Origin of the sequence: Streptomyces sp. NPDC006208 (assembly GCF_040613775.1) — a bacterium.
GTDB lineage: Bacteria > Actinomycetota > Actinomycetes > Streptomycetales > Streptomycetaceae > Streptomyces.
Genome location: NZ_JBEXSW010000016.1, coordinates 132,887 through 152,766, shown reverse-complemented (window position 1 = coordinate 152,766; position 19,880 = coordinate 132,887). Strand labels below are relative to the sequence as shown.

The following is a 19,880-nucleotide window of genomic DNA, read 5'->3' as shown; positions in this document are numbered from 1 at the left end:
CGGGACGACTGCGGATGTCGTCCCGGCCGGGGCCGGGCGTGCTTCGTGGGCGTGCGTACCTGAGTCGTACGCGACCGATCAGGTCCGGACGGTCTCGTGCGTCAGCGGTCCAGCTCGTCCACCTCGTCCGGGTCCTCGCCCGAGTCCTCCTCGTCGAAGACCGAGCTGACGTCGAAGCGGCACACGACCCGCTCGGGATCCGCCTGGTCGAAGGGAACGCTCAGCCACTCACCGGGCTCGGGCAGCTCGTCCGCAGCCGACACCCAGAGCGTCGAGTCGCCCTCGCCGAGTCCGAACTCCTTGTGCCGAGAGGCGATTTCGTCAGGTTCGAACTCGCCGAAGAGCACGCCGAGCGCGGCATGCACGCTCGCGCCGACGGTCGGGGCATTCGCCGGGCGGTCCTCGTCGGGGTCCAGATCGGCGATGCGCTGTGCCTGCGCGAGCAGCCGCTGGGGCTCCACCACCGCGTAGTCCCGGCGGATCAGCACACTCAGGGCGTTCGGCTCCTCGGGACCCGCGTAGGGCGGCAGAGAATCGTCCGCACCAGGGATCTCGAAGGGTGTGACCTCGTCGTAACGGTCGTAGAGCCGCTCGTCGTACGCCTCCGCCGCGGCGGCGAGTGCGTTGAAGGCGTCATAGACAGCCGGGTCGTCCTCTCCCGTGCGGTTCTCGACCGCCTCGAGGTGACGGTCCAGTGCGGCTTTGACCGCCTCAGCGGCGGCACGTACCTCGGCAGCCGTGGGCTGCGCAGCATCAGACATAGTGCAGACGCTATCCGTACCGGGGCTGTGCCCGCACAATAGATGCGATGCCGGAATACGAATTTGTCGACGTGTACGTCCCGCGCGGGGTCTCCCGCCAGGAGGCGACCCGTCTGCTGACCGACCATGCCGAGTACGGACACTGGGAGTTGGACCGACTGAGCCTCCACCGGGACGGGAGCCGCAGGGTGCGGCTGCGCCGGCGCATCATCCGCCAGGTACGCGCCACCTGGTGATCGACGAGTGAGGACGAGCAGAGACGAAGCGGGCCCCGCGACCGCGGGGCCCGCTCTGCTCGGCTCGTGCGAGGACGTCCGGACAGCTGCCTGGACCGTCGCTACGCCGAGGCGCGGGCGCGGCGGTAGAGGACCACTCCCGCCAGCAGCATGCCGACACCTGCCGGGGCCAGCACGTCGAGCGCACCGAAACCGGTCTCGGCCAGCTGGTCACCACCGTCGCGCGGGGTGACGGTCTGCTCGCCAGGGGTGTTCGGCTGGGCCGGGGTCAGCGGGACCTCGGGAGTACCAGGGACCTCCGGCGTACCGGGGGCCTCCGGGGTTCCGGGGGCCTCCGGGGTTCCGGGGACCTCCGGGGTTCCGGGGACCTCCGGGGTGCCAGGCTCTTCCGGCGTACCCGGCTCCTCCGGCGTACCGGGCTCCTCCGGCGTACCCGGCTCCTCCGGGGTGCCAGGCTCTTCCGGCGTACCCGGCTCCTCCGGGGTTCCGGGCGGGGTGCCGTCCGGACCGTTCTGGCAGTCGTTGCCGAACGCCGGGTTGAGCAGGCCGCCGATGGTGACGCTGTTCCCGCAGACGTTCACGGGGACGTCGACGGGGACCTGAACGTTATTGCCGGAGGCGACGCCGGGCGAGTCGCTCGTCTCGCCCTCGGCAAAGGACCCGCCGCCCGTCCCGGCGTTCGAACCGGAGTCGTTGGCGCAGCTGTTTCCGAACGTCGGGTTGAGCAACCCGACGACGTTCACGCTGTTTCCGCAGACGTTCACCGGCACATGAACCGGCGCCTGGACCGAATTCCCGGACAGCACGCCCGGCGAATTCGACGCCCCGCCGGCCGCACCGGCGTCCGCCTGGGCATAGCCGCCGCCGATGGCAATAACGCCACCCGCCGCCGCCATGGTGATCAGGCCCTTACGCGTGACCTGTCGCATGTCTTGTTTCCCTGCCTTCCAGCTTCAGGAAAAAGCCCTTGGGCGCGGTGCCCGAGGGCTGGGAAAGGCCGGGGCGGCTCCGGAGTACATGGCGCGCACTCCGGAGCCGCCCGTGGGTGAGACCCGGACCTCACGGACCGGGGTCACAACGAATCAGATGTTGGCGCAGGAGTTGCCGAACGCGGGGTTGAGCGCTCCGATCACGGAGACCGCGTTGCCGCACACGTTCACCGGCACGTGGATGGGCGCCTGAACCAGGTTGCCCGAGAGCACGCCGGGGGAATTCGTGGCGGCACCCTGGGCACCCGCGTCGGCCATGGCCACACCCGCACCGGCGAGCACCAGACCACCAGTGGCAGCCGCAGCAGCGACGACCTTCTTGATCATTATTCCTCCTCGTTGGCAATGCGGTTCCAGCCGCGAACCGCAACACCTGTAACGAGGAGGCCACACAAGGGCTACGAGGTTATTCCTCCATTCACTCTTTTCAGTCACATGCGTACGCGTTGACGATTATGAGAGTGGCGTTTCAGCTGTAAGTCATCAGCAGTGGTCCAGGAATCGGTCGAGGACGCGGACGCCGAACTTCAGACCGTCGACCGGCACGCGTTCGTCCACCCCGTGGAACATGCCGGCAAAGTCCAGCTCCGGGGGCAGCTTGAGCGGCGCGAAGCCGAAGCAGCGGATCCCGAGATCGTCGAAGGACTTGGCGTCGGTGCCGCCGGAGAGCATGTACGGGACAGCCCTGGCGATGGGGTCCTCGGCCTTCAGCGCGGTCTGCATCGCATCGACGAGTGCCCCGTCGAAGCTGGTCTCCAGCGCCTTGTCACCGTGCACGTCAGCGCGCTTGATCCGCGGTCCGAGCAGCCGGTCCAGGTCGGCCAGGAACTCCTCCTCGTAGCCGGGCAGGAAGCGGCCGTCGACGTGGGCGGTCGCCTGCCCGGGGATCACGTTCACCTTGTAGCCGGCGCCGAGCATGGTGGGGGCGGCCGAATTGCGCAGTGTCGCGCCGACCATCTTGGCGATGCCACCCAGCTTGGCGAGGGTGGCGTCCATGTCCTCGGGGTCGAGCGGGGTGCCCAGCGCGTCGGACAGCTCGTCCAGGAAGGAGCGGACCGTCTTGGTGACCCTGACCGGCCACTGGTGGCGGCCGAGGCGTCCGACGGCCTCGCACAGCTCGGTGATCGCGTTGTCGTTGTTGGTCATCGAACCGTGGCCCGCGGTGCCCTCCACGGTCAGGCGCATCCAGTGCATGCCCTTCTGCGCCGTCTCGACGAGATAGAGCCGCAGGTTCTCGTTGACCGTGAAGGAGAAGCCGCCGACCTCGCCGATCGCCTCGGTTACGCCCTCGAACAGCCCGGGGTGCTTGTCGACCAGATGCCGCGCGCCATAGGTGCCGCCCGCCTCCTCGTCGGCGAGGAAGGCGAGCACGACATCCCTCGGGGGCTTGCGGCCGCTGCGCAGCCGGTCCCGTACGACCGCGAGGGTCATCGCGTCCATGTCCTTCATGTCGACCGCGCCGCGCCCCCACACGCAGCCGTCCGCGATCTCGCCGGAGAAGGGATGGTGCGTCCAGTCCTCGGCGTTCGCCGGGACGACGTCGGTGTGGCCGTGGATGAGCAGCGCGGGCCGAGAAGGGTCCTCGCCCTCGATCCGGGCCACGGTGGACGCCCGGCCCTTGTGCGACTCGAAGATCTGCGGCTCCAGGCCGACCTCGGCAAGCTTCTCGGCGACGTACTCGGCGGCGGCCCGCTCGCCGGGGCCGGAGTGGTCTCCGTAGTTGCTGGTGTCGATCCGGATCAGGTCGCGGCAGAGGTCGACGACCTCGTCCTCACCCGTGACGGCACGGGCTGTGTTCGACGCGCTCACGCTGGTTCCTCCCACTGTCGCTACTGGTGGTCCGTCCTCATCCTCCCGCCATCCTGCCGTCCGCCCCAAGGGCGCGAGTACGCCGTCGTGCCGCCGCCCCCCGGCGAAGAGGGGTGATCGGGGCGGTCCGAATGTTTGCTATGGTTTTCCACGTCGGAACGGCCCAGGGCCGCACGACAGACACCTTGTCCGGGTGGCGGAATGGCAGACGCGCTAGCTTGAGGTGCTAGTGCCCTTTATCGGGCGTGGGGGTTCAAGTCCCCCCTCGGACACCAGCAAGATCCCCACGGGAATCCGTGGGGATCTTTGTGTTTCCCTGAGTGCCGATGTGCAGAGGATCCGACAAGGGAGTCACGCCGATGGGATTGGTGCTGGTCGCGGGCGCGATCGCCTTCGAGGTCATGGCCACACTGGCACTGCGCGCCTCGCACGGCCTCAGCCGGCTCGGCCCCAGCGCGCTGGTGGTCGTCGGTTACGGGACGGCGTTCGTGCTGCTGGCGCTGGCCCTCAAGTCACTGAACGTCGGGCCGGTGTACGCGGTGTGGTCGGGAGTGGGCACGATCGGGGCCTTTCTCGGCGGGGTCTGGCTGTTCGACGAGCCGGTGAAGCCGGCGACGCTGATCGGTGTCACGCTCATCGTCATCGGCGTCGTGGTGATGTATCTCGGCGGCGGGATGGAGCAATGACGGCCGGCGGATCGCGGTCGGGCCCGTGGCACCGGACCGCCGGGCTCGCTGCGGGCACGCTGGGCATACAGTCTTATCGGTGAGAGGGAAACGACGGAAACACAGCGCCCCGCCGTCCCCGCTCCCCCAGCGCGACGGCATCGATCCGGTTCGTCTGCGGCTGCCCGCCGACCCGGACGGGCTGTGGGGCACCGTGCGGGAGCATCTGGTCGAGCGGTACGGGAACGCGATCGGGGCCGAGCAGGTCGATGCCATGCTCCGCGAGGGCCGCATCGTCTCGGCGGACGGTCCGGTCCGTGCCGACGAGCCGTACGAGGCCGGACGGTATCTGTTCTTCCACCGGGACTTCGCCGCCGAGGAGCGGGTCCCGTTCGAGGTGGCCGTCGTGCACCGCGACGAGCACCTCGTGATCGCCGACAAGCCGCACTTCCTCGCCACCGTGCCCCGCGGCAGCCATATCACCGAGACGGCGCTCGCCCGGCTGCGCCGCGAACTGGATCTGCCGCGGCTCCAGCCGGCGCACCGGCTCGACCGGCTCACGGCGGGCCTGGTGCTCTTCGTGGTACGGCCCGAGGAGCGGGGCGCGTACCAGACGATGTTCCGGGACCGGCAGGTGCGCAAGGAGTACGAGGCGATCGCCCCGTACGCCCCGCACGTCGCCCTGCCCGTCACCGTACGCAGCCGGATCGAGAAGGAGCGCGGGGTGCTCGCCGCCCGGGAGGTACCGGGCGGGGAGCCGAACAGCGAGAGCCGGATCGAACTGCTGGAGCAGCGCGGCGGGCTCGGCCGGTACCGGCTGCTGCCGGCCACCGGCCGTACCCATCAGCTGCGGGTCCACATGAACGCGCTGGGAGTGCCGATCCTGCACGACCCGCTGTATCCGGTCGTGCTGGACGAGGCCGCCGAGGACTACGGAAGACCTCTGCAACTCCTCGCCAGGTCCCTGGAATTCACCGATCCTGTGACGCGTGAGCCACGCCGTTTCGTCAGCGAGCGGCGGCTGGCCGAGTGGCCGGGGTGAGACGGACGGGGGTCACAGCAGTACGACGGACCGCAGGACGTCGCCTTCCTGCATCCGGGCGAACGCCTTCTCCACGTCGGCGAGCCCGATGGTCTCGGTGACGAACGCACCGAGGTCGATACGGCCCTGCTGGTGCAGGTCGATCAGCATCGGGAAGTCCCGGGACGGCAGACAGTCTCCGTACCAGGACGACTTGAGTGCGCCGCCGCGGCCGAACACGTCGAGGAGTGGCAGTTCCAGTTTCATCTCGGGGGTCGGCACCCCGACCAGAACGACCGTGCCGGCCAGGTCCCGGGCGTAGAAGGCCTGTTCGTACGTCTCCGGGCGGCCGACGGCCTCAATGACGACGTCCGCGCCGAAGCCGCCGGTCAGTTCGCGGATCGCCTCGACGGGGTCGGTGTCACGGGAGTTCACGGTGTGTGTGGCGCCCATCGCCCTGGCCGTCCGGAGCTTGCGGTCGTCGATGTCTACGGCGATGATCCGGGCCGCGCCCGCGAGCCGGGCACCGACGACGGCCGCGTCACCCACGCCGCCGCAGCCGATGACGGCGACCGAGTCGCCGCGGGCGACCTGCCCGGTGTTGACGGCGGCGCCGATTCCGGCCATGACGCCGCAGCCCAGCAGGCCCGCGACGGCCGGGGAGACGGCCGGGTCGACCTTGGTGCACTGGCCGGCGGCGACCAGGGTCTTCTCGGCGAAGGCCCCGATGCCGAGTGCTGCCGACAGCTCCCTGCCTCCGGCGAGTGTCATCTTCTGCCGCGCGTTGTGGGTGTCGAAGCAGTACCAGGGGCGGCCGCGCAGACAGGCACGGCAGCGACCGCACACCGCACGCCAGTTGAGGATGACGAAGTCTCCGGGCGCGACATCGGCGACCCCGGCGCCGACCGACTCGACGACACCGGCAGCCTCGTGGCCGAGCAGGAAGGGGAAGTCGTCGTTGATCCCGCCCTGCTTGTAGTGCAGATCGGTGTGGCACACCCCGCAGGCCTGCACCTGTACCACGGCCTCGCCGGGCCCCGGGTCCGGCACCGTGACCGCCTCGATCCGGACCGGCTCGTTCTTCCCGGGCGCGATCACACCCTGCACCTGCTGCGGCATAGCAGAACCTGCCTTCCTCGCAACGGACGTCGACCCTTCACTATGACCGTTCCTCAGCACTGCGCGGGAGGGAATCCTGTTGCCAGGACTGCTGCTCAGCGGCTTGCCCCGAACGGTTGTGGGCACCATGGTCGCCCGCTTTCGCGCCAAGGCCGGGCGGCGCGCCCGTTGTGCGCGGTCCGGGAATGTGGGGGCGGGTTCCCGCGTCGGGGGTGCACGGCCGGGACGGTCCGGTGAACCCCTCCCGCGGATACGGGAAGGCCCCCGCGGATGTTCCGCGGGGGCCTCGCCGTGGTGCGCGCAGTCCGGGGCGTCAGAGGGACGTGCTCTGCGCGGCCATCCTGCGGACGCGGCCTCGGACCAGGCACCAGCCGCCGACCAGCGCGGCTGCGATCACCGGCAGGCAGTTCACGGTGGTACGGCTGATGCCGCCGTCCATCCACATCAGGACCAGGACCGAGGCGAGGAAGACCAGCGTGGTGATCTGGGTGTACGGGGCCCAGGGCAGCTGGTAGCCCGGACGGGTGACCCGGCCGTCCTTGGAACGGTGCCAGAACAGCAGCGAGCAGACCATGATCATGCCCCAGGTGCCGATGATGCCGATGGAGGCGAAGTTCAGCACCAGCTCGAAGGCGTCGCCCGGCATGACCTTGTTCAGGACGACGCCGACGATGCCGAACGCTGCCGTGAGCAGGATGCCGCCGTAGGGCACGCCGCCCTTGTTCATCACGCCGGTGAACCTGGGAGCGGAGCCGGACATCGACATGGAGCGCAGGATGCGGCCGGTCGAGTACAGGCCGGAGTTCAGGCTGGACAGGGCGGCGGTGAGCACCACGAGGTTCATCACGCCGGCCGCGCCCGGGATGCCGAGCTTGTCGAAGACGGTGACGAAGGGGCTCTGGTCGCCGGAGTAGGCGGTGTACGGCAGGAGCAGCGCGAGCAGCACGACCGAGCCGACGTAGAAGAGGCCGACGCGCCACATGATCGAGTTGATCGCCTTCGGCATGATCTTCTCGGGGTTCTCGGTCTCACCGGCGGCGACGCCGCACAGCTCGACGGAGGCGTAGGCGAAGACGACACCCTGGATCAGCAGGAGCATGGGCATGACGCCGGCCGGGAAGATGCCGCCGTTGTCGCCGATGGTGGCGAGGCCCGGGGTGTGGCCGCCGATCTCGTGCTGGGTGACGACGAGGTAGATACCGATGAGCATGAAGATCACCAGCGCGGCGACCTTGATGATCGCGAACCAGAACTCCATCTCGCCGAAGTACTTCACCGAGATGAGGTTGGCGGTCAGGACCACCGCGAGGGCGATGAGGGCGAGCACCCACTGCGGGATGTCGCTGAACATGGCCCAGAAGTGCGCGTAGGTCGCGGCCGCCGTGATGTCCGCGATCGCGGTCGTCGACCAGTTGAGGAAGTACAGCCAGCCGGCGGTGTAGGCGCCCTTCTCGCCCATGAACTCACGGGCGTAGGAGACGAAGGCGCCGGAGGAGGGCCGGTAGAGGACGAGCTCGCCGAGCGCACGCACGACGAAGAAGGCGAAGACGCCGCAGAGCGCGTACGCGATGAAGAGGGAGGGGCCGGCGTTGGCCATGCGGCCACCGGCTCCGAGGAACAGGCCGGTACCGATGGCACCGCCGATGGCGATCATGTTGATGTGCCGCGACTTGAGGTCCTTGCGGTACCCGGCGTCACCGGCGTCTACGTGGGGGGTGCCCGTCGCGGTGGCGACAGGCGTATCGGCCGCAGCCAGGGTGCGGTCACTCATTGAGGTTGTTCGCCTTCGTGAGGGGGTGTGCGGTACCCGGCCGAACGCCGGGGGCCTTCCCGTGGTGAGAAGGGGGTCACCACGGCTCGGCCTCGGAGCGCAGAACGCCCGAGGCAATGGTCAGGGCAACCCTGGGATTTTGGCAGTGGCCAACCTCACTCAGACACATATCTGAGGTATTCCAGAGGTTTCGACAAGGTTAAGCAAGGTTGCATACGGCAGGCGCCGGCCTCAGGGAGCGAGTACGTCCAGCTCCTGGAGGGCCCCCACGGCGATCTCCCGGGTCAGCCTCTCCGCCCGGTCGGCATCGCCTTCGCGAACGGCTTCGGCGACCTGCACATGGAGGGTGACGGCCGCCGGGTCGGGGTCGTCGAACATCACACGGTGACGGGTGCGGCCCGCGAGGACCTCGGCGACCACATCGCCGAGCCGGGCGAACATCTCGTTCCCGGAGGCATTGAGCACGATGCGGTGGAAGGCGATGTCGTGTTCCAGATAGCCCTCCAGCTGGTGGCCGCGGGAGGTGGCGACCATGCCGAGGGCGCACGCGGTCAGCTCGGCGCACTGCTCGGGGGTGGCATGACGGGCGGCCAGGCCCGCGGCGACCGGTTCGACCGCGGAGCGCAGCACCGTCAGTGAACGCAGCTGGCGGGGGCGGTCGGCGCCGGCGAGGCGCCAGCGGATGACGCGCGGGTCGTAGACGTTCCACTCCTCGGTGGGGCGCACGGTGACGCCGACGCGCCGCCGGGATTCCACCAGATGCATGGACTCCAGGACCCGTACGACCTCGCGGACGACGGTGCGCGAGACATCGAAGCGCTGGGCCACTTCGTCGGTGCGCAGAACGCTGCCCTGGGGGTGTTCGCCCGCGGTGATCGCGAGGCCGAGGGTGTCGAGCACGTGCGTGTGGAGCCCTCGGCCTTCTGTGGTCATGGACACAGCCTACGGGCCACGAGTGAGCAACAAAAAGTATGACGTTTAGATCTCAACCTCTTGAATAAGTCGTACCTAATAGGTTTCCTTGGCGCGACGACACCGATGTCGAGGACAGCGAGGCAGGCAATGAACACCCCCCACGTCGTAGTGGTGATGGGCGTCGCAGGGACCGGCAAGACCACGATCGGCCCTCTGCTCGCCGCTGCACTGGGCGTCCCCTACGCCGAGGGCGACGATTTCCATCCCCCGGCGAACATCGCCAAGATGTCCGCCGGCACTCCCCTCGACGACGCGGACCGGTGGCCCTGGCTCGATGCGATCGGCCGGTGGGCGCACGCGCGGGAAGGGCTGGGCGGCGTGGTCTCCAGCTCCGCCCTCAAGCGCAGCTACCGCGACCGGCTGCGGGCGGCCGCACCAGGTGCCGTGTTCCTCCACCTCACCGGCGACCGCGCACTCATCGAGAAGCGGATGTCGGAGCGCAAGGGCCACTTCATGCCCGCCGCGCTGCTGGACTCGCAGTTCGCCACGCTGCAGCCGCCGGCGGCCGACGAGGCCGCAGTCGGTGTCGATGTGTCCGGCACTCCCGAAGAGATCACCGAGCGGGCCGTCGCCGCGCTGCGCCTGCTCGACACGTAACGCCGCCGGCCCGGCCGGCACCCCGTCCCCCACCCTTCTCCCCCTCCCCACCACAAGGAATCACCGTGACCAGTCTCAGCGTCGAGATGCTGGCAGCGGACGCCGTCGAGCCGATCACCTCGGCGGGCGACGCACAGCTGGGCATCGCCGTCCTCGCGGGCATCGCTGTCATCGTCCTGCTCATCACCAAGTTCAAGCTGCACGCGTTCTTGGCGCTGACGATCGGGTCGCTGGCACTCGGCGCGTTCGCCGGAGCCCCGCTGGACAAGACGATCGTGTCCTTCAGCACCGGTCTCGGCACCACCGTCGCCGGTGTGGGTGTGCTGATCGCCCTGGGCGCGATCCTCGGCAAGCTGCTCGCCGACTCCGGCGGCGCCGACGAGATCGTCGACACGATCCTCGCCAAGGCGAGCCGGCGTTCCATGCCGTGGGCGATGGTGCTGATCGCCTCGATCATCGGTCTGCCGCTGTTCTTCGAGGTCGGCATCGTCCTGCTGATCCCCGTCGTGCTGATGGTCGCCAAGCGCGGCAACTACTCGCTCATGCGCATCGGCATCCCTGCGCTCGCGGGTCTGTCCGTGATGCACGGTCTCGTCCCGCCGCACCCCGGCCCGCTGGTCGCGATCGACGCCATCGGCGCCAACCTGGGCGTCACGCTGGCACTCGGCCTGGTCGTCGCGATACCGACGGTGATCATCGCCGGTCCGCTGTTCTCCAAGTACGCCGCCCGCTGGGTGGACATCCAGGCGCCGGACGGCATGATCCCGCAGCGCGCTTCCGAGGACCTTGAGAAGCGCCCGAGCTTCGCCGCCACCGTCTCCACCGTGCTGCTGCCGGTCGTCCTGATGATGGGCAAGGCGCTCGTCGACATCGTCGTCGACAACCCGGAGAACGGCGTGCAGCGGGTCGCCGACGTGGTCGGCTCGCCCCTCATCGCGCTGCTCGCCGCCGTGATCGTCGGCATGTTCACCCTCGGCCGCGCCGCCGGGTTCACCAAGGAGCTCATCTCGACGACCGTCGAGAAGTCGCTGGTCCCGATCGCGGGCGTGCTGCTGATCGTCGGCGCGGGCGGCGGCTTCAAGACGACGCTGATCGACATCGGCGTCGGCCAGATGATCCTGGACCTCTCCAAGAACTGGGCGATCCCGACGCTGCTGCTGGCCTGGCTGATCGCGGTGGCGATCCGGCTGGCCACCGGCTCGGCGACGGTCGCGACGATCTCCGCGGCCGGTCTGGTCGCCCCGCTCGCCGCCGACATGTCGACGGCCGAGTCCGCGCTGCTGGTGCTGGCGATCGGCGCCGGTTCGCTCTTCTTCAGCCATGTCAACGACGCCGGCTTCTGGCTGGTGAAGGAGTACTTCGGGCTGAGCGTCGGTCAGACGGTCAAGACCTGGTCGGTGATGGAGACCATCATCTCGGTCGTCGGCATCGTCTTCGTCCTGCTGCTGTCCCTGGTGTTGTAACGCTCCGCCAGGCGCGTCAGTCGTCGTCGGGGTCCCACAGCGGGTGTTCCGTACGGGCCCAAGGGCGCTCGACCGACCCCGTCCGCATGCCACGGCGGGACTCCGGGTCGGCGAGCGCCATCGCGATGTGCCCGAAGAGCACGATCCCCATGGTGAGCGCCAGCCAGTCATGGACGAAGGTCGCGCCCGTACGCCACACCAGCGGGGCCAGGTGCGTGAACCACATCAGCAGCCCGGTGCCGATCATGACCAGGACGGCGCCGGCGATCCAGGCGGCGTAGATCTTCTGCCCGGCGTTGAACTTCCCGGCCGGGCGTGCTTCGGGTGACCGGTCGCGCCGCCGGACCGCCCGCAGCCAGGTCCGGTCGTGCGGGCCGAACCGGTTGAGCCGGCGCAGGTCCTTGCGGAAGGCAGGCGAGGCGAGCCCGCACAGGAAGGGCACCGGGAGCAGGATCCCCGACCACTCGTGCAGGGTCACCACGAGGTGGCGGCGGCCGACGAGTTCGGCGATCTGGGGTACGTACAGCGCCGCAGCGGTCGCCACGCACAGCAGCATCAGCGCGGCGGTGGTGCGGTGCACCCAGCGCTCGGCGCGGCTGAATCTCGCTACCCGCGCGGGCTCGTCAGACGGTGGGTGCGTCGTCGCGGCCGTTCGACCGGCCGACCCAGGCGTCGACGTCATAGCCTCGCTCCTCCCAGTACCCGGGGTCGACCTTCGAGGTGAGTGAGATCCCGGAGAGCCATTTCGCCGACTTGTAGAAGTACATGGGTGCCACGTAGAGACGTACCGGGCCGCCGTGCGCGTGGCTGAGCGGCTTGTCCTGCATCCGCAGGCAGACCAGGACGTCGGAGCGGCGGGCCTGGGAGAGGGTGAGGCTCTCGCTGTACGTGCCGTCGAAGCAGGTGAACCGGATGGCCCGGGCCTCGGGCCGTATCCCGGCAGCGTCCAGCAGCGCCGACAGGCGCACGCCTTCGAACGGCGTGTCGGGCACCCGCCAGCCCGTGACGCACTGGACGTCGCGCACCACCCGGGTCTGCGGCAGCGCGCGCAGGGCGTCCAGCGTGTACGAGGTGGGCCGCTCGACCAGCCCGTCGAGAGTGAGACGGTAGTTGCGCTCGTTCTTCGGCGGTACCGATGCGGCGACGGAGTAGTAGCGGAAGCCTCCGCCGTTGGGGAGCAGGCCCGTCAGGCCCGTCGGGTCCTTGTCGGCCGCCGCACCGAGGAAGGACTCCATCCCGCGCTGCAGATACGGCGCCGCTGCGACACCGGCCGCGCCGAGGCCCAGCATGCCGAGGACCAGGCGACGCCCCACGGGCGAGCCCTCGGCATCACGGTCAGATGTGGTCACCCCTCGATTCGAACACTCGACGACGGCAGAAGCCAGAGCGATCGGCGGTACGTCAGACTTCCGTCACACTCCGCGGCGGGGCGCGGTGCGGTGTCCGCCGGTCCTGGCGGATCGGTGTCGCACCAACCGCAGGTGCTTGGATGGCTGCCATGAATCCGGCCGAGGAGATCCTGGACGTCGTCGACGAGTCCGACCGCGTCATCGGGCAGGCGCCGCGCGCCGAGGTGTATGCGCGCGGGCTGCGCCACCGGTGTGTGTTCGTCCAGGCCAGGGACGCGGAGGGGCGGGTGTTCGTGCACCGCCGTACACCGACGAAGCTGGTGTTCCCCTCGCTGTACGACATGTTCGTGGGCGGGGTCGTCGGCGCGGGCGAGGGTAACGACGAGGCCGCCCTGCGTGAGGCGGAGGAGGAGCTCGGCGTGAGCGGACTGCCGTGCCCCGTACCGCTGTTCACCTTCCTGTACGACGGCGGGGGCGACCCGGCGCGGACCTGGTGGTCGTACGTCTACGAGGTCCGATGCGACCTCCCGGTGAACCCGCAGGCGGAGGAGGTCGCCTGGCACGGCTTCCTGTCCCCGCACGAGCTGGAGCGGCGGCTCGGCGAGTGGGAGTGGGTGCCGGACGGGCTGGAGGCGTACCGGAGGCTCACGGCGTTCCGCGCCGCCGGCTGACGTCCGGGCACACAGGTCAGGCGCGGCCGGTCAGGGCGTCGGCGAGCGACTGGGTCTGCTCGGCCGTGATGCCCTGGGCGAGGGGCATCATGAAGCGCGGGCTGGAGGAGCCGGTACAGACCGGCACGGGGCTGCTGTCACACACCTCCCAACGGGGCGCGTCCCAGAAGGGGTTGTCGAGGACGCGGCCCGCGATGTCCAGCGCCTGTGCCCCGGGTACACCGCATCGCGTCAGGCGCTCCGCGACGATCCCGGACGCGTCGGCAGGCATGTCCATGTCTCCGAGCATGGGCAGGAGCAGCAGGAAGCGCTCGGCGGGGTCGGTGAGTCCGGGCATGCCGACCTGGACGTCGTCCGCGACGGTGATCAGCTCCTGCCAGGACAGCCCGGGTCCCGTGTCACGGCCGTCCATCTGGCCCAGGTGACCGAGCCGACCCCCACTGCGGATGGTGGACGAAGTAGTCGATGCCGTTGTCCTCGGGGAAGTTGCGGTACGCGACGACGGCCGCGTGCCCGCCGCCGAAGGGCACCCCGGAACACCGGCCAGGGCGCGTCCTCGTCGAAGAGCCGCTCGTACAGCGCGTCGACATCGGCGGTGTCCGCGCCGAAGTGCTCCGCCGTCGCCCTCGGCTCGCCCTGCCACATGTACAGATGCAGGAACCAGAACTCCGGGCCGGTGACCAGCTGCTCACTGCCGGCAAGCTCGAACTCCTGCTCGTACTCCGGTATCTCCACACGCTCCGCCATGCCCCGCACGCTAGCCGGACCCACCGACAACGGCGCAGGTAGGGTGCGCTGCGTGAGCGACTTCGTACAGAGCCTGCGGCTGTGGTTCGCGCCCGGACGGATCCGGGAGGAGGGCGAGACCCCGGACTACCGGTTCTCGCTCGCCAACGAGCGCACCTTTCTGGCCTGGATCCGCACAGCACTCGCGCTCATCGGCGGCGGGTTCGCGGTCGACCAGTTCCTGCCGGATCTGCGCTGGGGTGTGCGGGCCGGGCTGGCGATCGCCCTGATCGGAACCGGGGCGATGTGTGCGGTACGGGCGGTCAATCACTGGGTGCGGTGCGAGCTGGCGATGCGCCGGGGTGAGGATCTGCCCGTGTCGCGCTTCCCCTCGCTGCTGGCCGTGGTCGTGGCCGTCGTGTCGGTCGCCATGCTGGTGATCGTCGTCCGGGAGGGCGTGTGACACAGCCGGACCGTGACCCGGGGCTGCAGCCGGAGCGGACCCGGCTGGCCTGGCGGCGGACCACCCTGTCCTGCACGGTCGTGGCGGTCCTCGCGGCGAGGCAGGCGATCGAGGACGAGACCACGGCGGTGGGGGTGCTCGCCTCGGGGCTGAGTCTGCTGGTCTGGCTGGGCTTCCTCGCGGTCGCCCACCGCCGCGTCACGGCGATGGGTGCCGCGCGGCCGGCGGCGATGACGGTGCGAGGGGCGGTCGCCGGGGTCGCGTGCGTTCTCGCGCTCGCCGGGTTCGCCGTCGCGATCGTGACCTGACCTGCCCGGTCAGGGTGTGCGCGGTCCCGCGCGAAGGGCCAGTGCGAGACGGCGCTGCTCACGCCCTGCGAAGCCGGGCTCGCGGGCCATCAGCCTGATCAGCTCGTCACGCACGGCACGGCTGCGGCCTGCTTCCACGAGCGCCTTCGCGAAGGCGAGTGCGTGCGCCAGGTGCCGGTGACGGGCCTTCGTCGTGGTCTCCACGTCGAACCACTGATGCGGCGGGAAGCCGGGCGTCACCTTGGGCTGGCGGTCCGCCAGTTCGCTCCACATGCGGCTGTCGAGCGAGACGTTGACGACGTGTCCCGCGGGCAGGGTGCGCACCCAGTCGTGTGCCCGGTCCTGCTGCCAGCGCCAGTGGTTGGGGCTGGTCGTCCCCTGTTCGGTGACCCCGATGTAGCGCAGTTTGCGCCGTATCACCGGCCAGGGCTCGCGGCTCTCCTCGATCCAGGCAGCGAGCTGCCGGTGCACGGTGGTGAATGTCGTTCCCTGGTGCACGACGTCGAGCAGGGCGATCGGGCGGGCGCGGCGGGCCAGCGCGTACGGCTCGAGGCCGGCCGCCGCGAGGTGCTCACGGAGGCGGTGCCGCTCGGCCGGCCCCCAGCCGTCGTCGCAAAGGCCGGACAGGGGCAGCCTGAGCAGCCGGCCCTCCCACCCCGAGTGCTCGAACGCGCCGGTCAGCAGGTCGTACATGGAGTCGAGCGAGCGGCCGACGAAGACGAGATCGGCCCCCTCGGCGCGGGCGAGCACCTTGGCGGTGCAGGCGGTGAGCTCGCCGAGGAACCGGTCATGGGGACGGGTGTCCCCCGCCCCGTCGGTGAGCGCGCCCAGCCGGTCGGGGGCGATCCCGTCGCACGACGCGAGTCTCCAGCGGTAGCGCTGCGGCGGCGCAGGGTGAACAGGTGGGGTCACACGGTCCAGTCCAGCAGGAGCGGGGAGGGCGGGTCACCTGGTTTTCGCAGGCGCGGCGGGCCGGTGACCCGCCCGGGCGGGGTCCGGCGACTAGCCTGGATGGTGACATAACATTCCAATCCCGACATAAAGGTGAGCACTATGCCCGTCCTTCACCACGAGCACCCCACGCACGAGCACACCCACGGCCCGGAGTGCGGACACACCAAGTTCCCCCACGGCGACCACATCGACTACGCGCACGACGGGCATCTGCACCGGGAGCATGCGGGGCACTGGGACGAGTGCGAGCCGGGCGAGCACATCTCGCACAGTGGACACGTCCATGAGCACGGATCCGGGTGCGGGCACCCGGCCGTGGCCCACGGCGACCATGTCGACTACATCCACGACGGCCACCGGCATGCGCAGCACGACGGGCACTGGGACGACCACTGATCGGCGCGGGCCGCCGAACCGCGTCCGCCGCGGGCCCGACTTCCCCGGGTCGGCGCCAACTGGCAGGCTCTGAGCGACTGTTCGCCATCGACTCGGGGGAGCCCCGTTGCCTGCCAAGGATCCGTACACCGTCCCGCTCGCGCCCGGAGTGCATGCCTATGTCCAGCCCGACGGCGGCTGGTGCCTGAACAACGCGGGTTTCGTCAGCGACGGGGGCACCACCCTGCTGGTCGACACGACGGCCACCGAGCGCCGGACCACGGCCCTGCGCGAGGCGCTCCTCGCGACCGGCGCCCCACTCCCCCGCATCCTCGTCAACACCCACCACCACGGCGATCACACGTACGGCAACGGGCTGTTCCTGCCCGAGGCGGTGGTGATCGGGCACGACGCGTGCCGCAGCGAGCAGCTCGCGGCCGGACACCAACTGCATCTGATGTGGCCCGAGAACGACTTCGGCGACATCCGGATCGCCGCACCGACCCTGACGTACAACGACCGGATGACCGTCCACGTCGGGGAGATCGAGGTGCGGCTCATCCACCCCGGCGGTGTCGCCCACACGCCGGGGGACACGGTGGTGCATCTGCCGCAGCAGGGCGTGGTCTTCACGGGTGACCTGATCTTCCAGGGTGGGACACCGTTCATCCCCATGGGCTCGCTCGCCGGATCACTGCGGGCCCTGGACGTGCTGCGCTCGCTCGACGCCACGACGGTGGTGCCGGGCCACGGCCCGCTCACCGATCCGTCCGCGTACGACGCGACCGAGCGCTATCTGCGCTTCGTGCTCGCCCTGGCCGATGAGGGGCGCGCGAAGGGACGGACCCCGCTGGAGACCGCGGCCGAGGCGGACCTCGGACCCTTCGCGGCCCTGCGCGAGAGCGAGCGGCTGGTGGCGAACCTGCACCGGGCGTACGCGGAGCTGGACGGACAGCCGGAGGGCTCCCCGCTGGATCCGGCCATGGTGTTCGCGGACATGGCGAGAATGAACGGCGGGGTGCCGGTGGCCTGTCACGCCTGACCGCACGCCGCGCCGGCCCGGGTCAGGCCACCCACCGATGAGCACGCGCCCTCCACCGACCTGGGCGTTCGCCACCACCGGAACCCCGATCCCCATTGCCGGTCGGCTTTTCCGCCGTGCCGTCCGGGCGCCTTTCCGCGCCACCCGGGCCGCTTTTCGGCGCCGGTCTCCGCGCCCCGCCCTCGGCATCCGGTGTGTGATCCACGTATCGGTCGGGGCGCCGCACTGGACGACATACCGACTGGTCGGTCATCATGAACGCGTTCCCCATGACCACCCCGGAGGTGCGCATCATGAGCTCATCCCCTCCCCCGCAGCCTTCGGCGCGGGAGGTACCCCCACCAGGCCTCGACCTCGAGAAGCTGCGCAGCTGTCTCGACCGCGAGCGCCCGGGGCTGGTGGGCGGACCGCTCCGCGCACAGTTGATCCAGGGCGGCCGCTCCAACCTCACGTACACCGTCACCGACGGCGCCGGCCGCTGGGTCGTACGCCGCCCGCCGCTCGGCCATGTACTGGCGACCGCGCACGACATGAAGCGCGAGCACCGGGTGATCACGGCGCTGCACGGCACCGCGGTGCCGGTGCCCACGCCGGTCCTGCTCTGCGAGGACGAGTCGGTCCTCGGTTCGCCGTTCTACGTCATGGAGTTCGTGGACGGCACCCCGTACCGCACGGCCGAGCAGCTCGCACCGCTCGGCCCGGAGCGCACCCGGGAGGCGGTGCTCTCTCTCGTCGACACCCTCGTCGACCTGCACGCCGTCGACCCCGAGTCGGTCGGACTCGCGGACTTCGGCCGGCCCGAGGGCTTCCTCGACCGGCAGCTGCGGCGCTGGGGCAAGCAGCTGGACGCCTCACGCAACCGCGAGCTCGGGGGCATCGACGAACTGCACGCCGCGCTCGGGCGCGCGCTGCCCGACTCCGCCGCGCCCAGCGTCATCCACGGCGACTACCGCCTCGACAACGTCCTGATCGGCGGCGACGACCGGATCAAGGCCGTACTCGACTGGGAGATGTCCACCCTCGGCGATCCACTGACCGACCTCGGCCTGCTGGCGATGTACAGCCGGCCGATCGACCTGCCCGGCTCCCCGATCAGCACGACCGCCACGGCGGCGGGGCATCCGGCAGCGGCCGAGTTGATCGAGCGGTACGCCGAGCGCTCCGGCCGGGACACCTCCGCCATCTCCTGGTACACGGCCTTCGCCTGGTTCAAGCTCGCCGTGATCCTCGAGGGCATCCACTACCGCTACACACTCGGCCAGACCGTCGGCGCCGGCTTCGACCGGATCGGGGATCTCGTCCCCGTCTTCATCGAGCACGGCCTCACCACCCTCCAGGAAGGCTGAGTTCCTCATGGACTTCGCATTCGACGCGCGCACCGAAGAACTCCGGGCGAGGCTGCTCGCGTTCATGGACGAGTACGTCTACCCCGCCGAGCCGATCGAGCACGAGCAGCGCGCACAGCTCGCCTCGCCGTGGGACACCCCGGCGATCTTCGACGAGCTCAAGGCCGAGGCGCGCAGGCAGGGCCTGTGGAACCTCTTCCTCCCCGACGCCGAGCACGGCGCCGGACTGACGAACCTCCAGTACGCGCCGCTCGCCGAGATCACCGGCCGCAGCCCTCACCTGGCCCCGACCGCGCTGAACTGCGCGGCCCCGGACACCGGAAACATGGAGGTGCTGGCGCAGTTCGGCACCGACGAGCAGAAGAAGCAGTGGCTGGAGCCGCTGCTCGCGGGTGAGATCCGTTCGGCGTTCGCGATGACCGAGCCCGAGGTCGCCTCGTCCGACGCCACCAACATCCGCACCCGGATCGAGCGCGACGGCGACGACTACATCATCAACGGCCGCAAGTGGTACATCTCCGGCGCGATGAACCCGGACTGTCGGATCTTCATCGTCATGGGCAAGACGGACCCCGAGGCCGACGTGCGACGCCAGCAGTCGATGATCCTCGTGCCCCGCGACACACCGGGGCTCGAGGTGCGCCGCGCCATGCAGGTGTACGGCTACGAGGACCATGCCCACGGCGGCCACGCCGAGGTCGTCTTCACCGATGTGCGGGTGCCCGCGTCGAACCTGATCGGCGAGGAGGGCGGAGGCTTCGCCATCGCCCAGGCGCGCCTCGGACCGGGCCGTATCCACCACTGCATGCGCCTGATCGGCATGGCCGAGCGCGCGATCGAGCTGATGTGCCGGCGGGCCGTGTCCCGGGAGGCCTTCGGCAAGGCGATCGCCCAGCAGGGTGTGGTGCAGAACTGGATCGCGGATGCCCGCGTCACCGTGGAGCAGCTGCGGCTGCTCGTGCTCAAGACCGCCTGGCTGATGGACACGGTCGGCAACCGGGGCGCACACACCGAGATCCAGGCCATCAAGATCGCCACGCCGCGTGCGGTCGTGGGCATCCTCGACAAGGCGGTGCAGGTGCACGGCGCGGGCGGTGTCAGCCAGGACTTCCCGCTTGCCGAGCTGTGGGCCGGCGCGCGCACGCTCATGCTGGCCGACGGCCCGGACGAGGTGCACCAGCGTTCGCTGGCCCGGCGCGAGCTGAAGAAGTACGTGTAGCCGCGGCGCGCGGCTGCCGGG

Annotated in this window: 24 protein-coding genes and 1 tRNA gene; 13 read left to right on the top strand and 12 right to left on the bottom strand. The window is 70.0% G+C overall.

Annotated elements, in window-relative coordinates; genetic code table 11:
* Positions 1-101 precede the first annotated feature (101 nt).
* Positions 102-761, bottom strand: a complete 660-nt coding sequence (locus ABZ208_RS15820) for a hypothetical protein (RefSeq protein WP_356910044.1) — start codon at positions 759-761, stop codon at positions 102-104.
* A 47-nt stretch (positions 762-808) separates the two neighbouring features.
* On the opposite strand from ABZ208_RS15820, the gene ABZ208_RS15815 reads away from it, so the two are divergent.
* On the top strand, positions 809-997 hold the full coding sequence (locus ABZ208_RS15815; RefSeq protein WP_328402471.1) for a DUF5703 family protein: 189 nt from the start codon (positions 809-811) through the stop codon (positions 995-997).
* Between the two features lie 101 nt (positions 998-1,098).
* On the opposite strand, the gene ABZ208_RS15810 is transcribed toward ABZ208_RS15815, so the two are convergent.
* The 3 genes from ABZ208_RS15810 to ABZ208_RS15800 all read right to left on the bottom strand — a co-directional run bounded on the left by ABZ208_RS15810 (position 1,099) and on the right by ABZ208_RS15800 (position 3,795).
* Entirely contained in the window at positions 1,099-1,926 is an 828-nt protein-coding gene (locus ABZ208_RS15810; protein ID WP_356910043.1) for a chaplin family protein, read from the bottom strand.
* 153 nt (positions 1,927-2,079) lie between these two features.
* Entirely contained in the window at positions 2,080-2,313 is a 234-nt protein-coding gene (locus ABZ208_RS15805) for a chaplin (RefSeq protein WP_356910042.1), read from the bottom strand.
* Between the two features lie 156 nt (positions 2,314-2,469).
* Positions 2,470-3,795, bottom strand: coding sequence for a M20/M25/M40 family metallo-hydrolase (locus ABZ208_RS15800; protein ID WP_356910041.1), 1,326 nt, complete (start codon positions 3,793-3,795; stop codon positions 2,470-2,472).
* A gap of 187 nt (positions 3,796-3,982) precedes the next feature.
* Here ABZ208_RS15800 and ABZ208_RS15795 point away from each other — a divergent pair.
* The 3 genes from ABZ208_RS15795 (at position 3,983) to ABZ208_RS15785 (ending at position 5,502) form a co-directional block, all read left to right on the top strand.
* Positions 3,983-4,070 (top strand) — tRNA-Leu (locus tag ABZ208_RS15795).
* 84 nt (positions 4,071-4,154) lie between these two features.
* Positions 4,155-4,481: a multidrug efflux SMR transporter gene (locus ABZ208_RS15790; protein ID WP_356910040.1), complete on the top strand. Its 327-nt coding sequence runs from the start codon at positions 4,155-4,157 to the stop codon at positions 4,479-4,481.
* A 79-nt stretch (positions 4,482-4,560) separates the two neighbouring features.
* Entirely contained in the window at positions 4,561-5,502 is a 942-nt protein-coding gene (locus ABZ208_RS15785) for a pseudouridine synthase (RefSeq protein WP_356910039.1), read from the top strand.
* A 12-nt stretch (positions 5,503-5,514) separates the two neighbouring features.
* Here the strand turns inward: ABZ208_RS15785 and ABZ208_RS15780 are convergent, their stop codons facing one another.
* The 3 genes from ABZ208_RS15780 to ABZ208_RS15770 form a co-directional block, all read right to left on the bottom strand.
* Positions 5,515-6,600: an S-(hydroxymethyl)mycothiol dehydrogenase gene (locus tag ABZ208_RS15780; RefSeq protein WP_356910038.1), complete on the bottom strand. Its 1,086-nt coding sequence runs from the start codon at positions 6,598-6,600 to the stop codon at positions 5,515-5,517.
* A gap of 313 nt (positions 6,601-6,913) precedes the next feature.
* Positions 6,914-8,371 (bottom strand): amino acid permease, encoded by a 1,458-nt coding sequence (locus tag ABZ208_RS15775; protein ID WP_356910037.1) that lies wholly within the window; start codon positions 8,369-8,371, stop codon positions 6,914-6,916.
* 231 nt (positions 8,372-8,602) lie between these two features.
* Positions 8,603-9,304: an FCD domain-containing protein gene (locus tag ABZ208_RS15770; RefSeq protein ID WP_356910036.1), complete on the bottom strand. Its 702-nt coding sequence runs from the start codon at positions 9,302-9,304 to the stop codon at positions 8,603-8,605.
* A 129-nt stretch (positions 9,305-9,433) separates the two neighbouring features.
* Here ABZ208_RS15770 and ABZ208_RS15765 point away from each other — a divergent pair, with 129 nt between their 5' ends.
* Together ABZ208_RS15765 and ABZ208_RS15760 are read left to right on the top strand one after the other, a co-directional pair.
* Complete coding sequence (locus ABZ208_RS15765; protein ID WP_356910035.1) at positions 9,434-9,943, top strand: gluconokinase; 510 nt, start codon at positions 9,434-9,436, stop codon at positions 9,941-9,943.
* A gap of 65 nt (positions 9,944-10,008) precedes the next feature.
* Positions 10,009-11,406 (top strand): gluconate:H+ symporter, encoded by a 1,398-nt coding sequence (locus ABZ208_RS15760; protein ID WP_356910034.1) that lies wholly within the window; start codon positions 10,009-10,011, stop codon positions 11,404-11,406.
* A gap of 16 nt (positions 11,407-11,422) precedes the next feature.
* On the opposite strand, the gene ABZ208_RS15755 is transcribed toward ABZ208_RS15760, so the two are convergent.
* On the bottom strand, positions 11,423-12,088 hold the full coding sequence (locus ABZ208_RS15755) for a cytochrome b/b6 domain-containing protein (protein ID WP_356910033.1): 666 nt from the start codon (positions 12,086-12,088) through the stop codon (positions 11,423-11,425).
* On the bottom strand, positions 12,030-12,695 hold the full coding sequence (locus ABZ208_RS15750; protein WP_356910063.1) for a molybdopterin-dependent oxidoreductase: 666 nt from the start codon (positions 12,693-12,695) through the stop codon (positions 12,030-12,032). The genes ABZ208_RS15755 and ABZ208_RS15750 overlap by 59 nt, the downstream gene beginning before the upstream one ends.
* A gap of 209 nt (positions 12,696-12,904) precedes the next feature.
* Between ABZ208_RS15750 and ABZ208_RS15745 the strand changes: the two genes are divergently transcribed.
* On the top strand, positions 12,905-13,426 hold the full coding sequence (locus ABZ208_RS15745; protein ID WP_356910062.1) for an NUDIX domain-containing protein: 522 nt from the start codon (positions 12,905-12,907) through the stop codon (positions 13,424-13,426).
* Between the two features lie 16 nt (positions 13,427-13,442).
* Here ABZ208_RS15745 and ABZ208_RS15740 read toward each other — a convergent pair whose 3' ends face one another.
* Positions 13,443-13,838 carry a hypothetical protein gene (locus tag ABZ208_RS15740; protein WP_356910032.1) on the bottom strand — a complete coding sequence of 132 codons (396 nt, stop codon included), beginning with the start codon at positions 13,836-13,838 and terminating at the stop codon, positions 13,443-13,445.
* Positions 13,793-14,173, bottom strand: coding sequence for a hypothetical protein (locus ABZ208_RS15735; protein ID WP_356910031.1), 381 nt, complete (start codon positions 14,171-14,173; stop codon positions 13,793-13,795). Before ABZ208_RS15735 ends, ABZ208_RS15740 begins: the two co-directional genes overlap by 46 nt.
* A 52-nt stretch (positions 14,174-14,225) precedes the next feature.
* Here ABZ208_RS15735 and ABZ208_RS15730 point away from each other — a divergent pair, with 52 nt between their 5' ends.
* The gene (locus ABZ208_RS15730) at positions 14,226-14,615 is read left to right on the top strand and encodes a DUF202 domain-containing protein (protein ID WP_356910030.1); all 390 of its coding nucleotides are present in this window, start codon (positions 14,226-14,228) and stop codon (positions 14,613-14,615) included.
* Positions 14,612-14,923 carry a DUF202 domain-containing protein gene (locus ABZ208_RS15725; protein WP_356910029.1) on the top strand — a complete coding sequence of 104 codons (312 nt, stop codon included), beginning with the start codon at positions 14,612-14,614 and terminating at the stop codon, positions 14,921-14,923. Before ABZ208_RS15730 ends, ABZ208_RS15725 begins: the two co-directional genes overlap by 4 nt.
* Before the next feature lie 9 nt (positions 14,924-14,932).
* Here ABZ208_RS15725 and ABZ208_RS15720 read toward each other — a convergent pair whose 3' ends face one another.
* Positions 14,933-15,835, bottom strand: coding sequence for a hypothetical protein (locus ABZ208_RS15720; protein ID WP_356910028.1), 903 nt, complete (start codon positions 15,833-15,835; stop codon positions 14,933-14,935).
* A 141-nt stretch (positions 15,836-15,976) separates the two neighbouring features.
* Between ABZ208_RS15720 and ABZ208_RS15715 the strand changes: the two genes are divergently transcribed.
* The 4 genes from ABZ208_RS15715 to ABZ208_RS15700 all read left to right on the top strand — a co-directional run bounded on the left by ABZ208_RS15715 (position 15,977) and on the right by ABZ208_RS15700 (position 19,859).
* Entirely contained in the window at positions 15,977-16,273 is a 297-nt protein-coding gene (locus ABZ208_RS15715) for a hypothetical protein (RefSeq protein WP_356910027.1), read from the top strand.
* Between the two features lie 106 nt (positions 16,274-16,379).
* Positions 16,380-17,294 (top strand): MBL fold metallo-hydrolase, encoded by a 915-nt coding sequence (locus ABZ208_RS15710; RefSeq protein WP_356910026.1) that lies wholly within the window; start codon positions 16,380-16,382, stop codon positions 17,292-17,294.
* A gap of 293 nt (positions 17,295-17,587) precedes the next feature.
* The gene (locus ABZ208_RS15705) at positions 17,588-18,640 is read left to right on the top strand and encodes a phosphotransferase family protein (RefSeq protein WP_356910025.1); all 1,053 of its coding nucleotides are present in this window, start codon (positions 17,588-17,590) and stop codon (positions 18,638-18,640) included.
* A 7-nt stretch (positions 18,641-18,647) separates the two neighbouring features.
* Positions 18,648-19,859, top strand: a complete 1,212-nt coding sequence (locus ABZ208_RS15700; protein WP_356910024.1) for an acyl-CoA dehydrogenase family protein — start codon at positions 18,648-18,650, stop codon at positions 19,857-19,859.
* The last annotated feature ends 21 nt before the right edge of the window (positions 19,860-19,880 follow it).

Excerpts from the sequence above, each read along its gene's own strand:
- ABZ208_RS15820 (WP_356910044.1), bottom strand. The coding sequence starts at position 761 with ATGTCTGATGCTGCGCAGCCCACGGCTGCCGAGGTACGTGCCGCCGCT.
- ABZ208_RS15815 (WP_328402471.1), top strand. The coding sequence starts at position 809 with ATGCCGGAATACGAATTTGTCGACGTGTACGTCCCGCGCGGGGTCTCC.
- ABZ208_RS15810 (WP_356910043.1), bottom strand. The coding sequence starts at position 1,926 with ATGCGACAGGTCACGCGTAAGGGCCTGATCACCATGGCGGCGGCGGGT.
- ABZ208_RS15805 (WP_356910042.1), bottom strand. The coding sequence starts at position 2,313 with ATGATCAAGAAGGTCGTCGCTGCTGCGGCTGCCACTGGTGGTCTGGTG.
- ABZ208_RS15790 (WP_356910040.1), top strand. The coding sequence starts at position 4,155 with ATGGGATTGGTGCTGGTCGCGGGCGCGATCGCCTTCGAGGTCATGGCC.
- ABZ208_RS15780 (WP_356910038.1), bottom strand. The coding sequence starts at position 6,600 with ATGCCGCAGCAGGTGCAGGGTGTGATCGCGCCCGGGAAGAACGAGCCG.
- ABZ208_RS15775 (WP_356910037.1), bottom strand. The coding sequence starts at position 8,371 with ATGAGTGACCGCACCCTGGCTGCGGCCGATACGCCTGTCGCCACCGCG.
- ABZ208_RS15770 (WP_356910036.1), bottom strand. The coding sequence starts at position 9,304 with ATGACCACAGAAGGCCGAGGGCTCCACACGCACGTGCTCGACACCCTC.
- ABZ208_RS15765 (WP_356910035.1), top strand. The coding sequence starts at position 9,434 with ATGAACACCCCCCACGTCGTAGTGGTGATGGGCGTCGCAGGGACCGGC.
- ABZ208_RS15755 (WP_356910033.1), bottom strand. The coding sequence starts at position 12,088 with ATGACGTCGACGCCTGGGTCGGCCGGTCGAACGGCCGCGACGACGCAC.
- ABZ208_RS15750 (WP_356910063.1), bottom strand. The coding sequence starts at position 12,695 with ATGCTGGGCCTCGGCGCGGCCGGTGTCGCAGCGGCGCCGTATCTGCAG.
- ABZ208_RS15745 (WP_356910062.1), top strand. The coding sequence starts at position 12,905 with ATGAATCCGGCCGAGGAGATCCTGGACGTCGTCGACGAGTCCGACCGC.
- ABZ208_RS15740 (WP_356910032.1), bottom strand. The coding sequence starts at position 13,838 with ATGGACGGCCGTGACACGGGACCCGGGCTGTCCTGGCAGGAGCTGATC.
- ABZ208_RS15735 (WP_356910031.1), bottom strand. The coding sequence starts at position 14,173 with ATGGCGGAGCGTGTGGAGATACCGGAGTACGAGCAGGAGTTCGAGCTT.
- ABZ208_RS15715 (WP_356910027.1), top strand. The coding sequence starts at position 15,977 with ATGCCCGTCCTTCACCACGAGCACCCCACGCACGAGCACACCCACGGC.
- ABZ208_RS15705 (WP_356910025.1), top strand. The coding sequence starts at position 17,588 with ATGAGCTCATCCCCTCCCCCGCAGCCTTCGGCGCGGGAGGTACCCCCA.
- ABZ208_RS15700 (WP_356910024.1), top strand. The coding sequence starts at position 18,648 with ATGGACTTCGCATTCGACGCGCGCACCGAAGAACTCCGGGCGAGGCTG.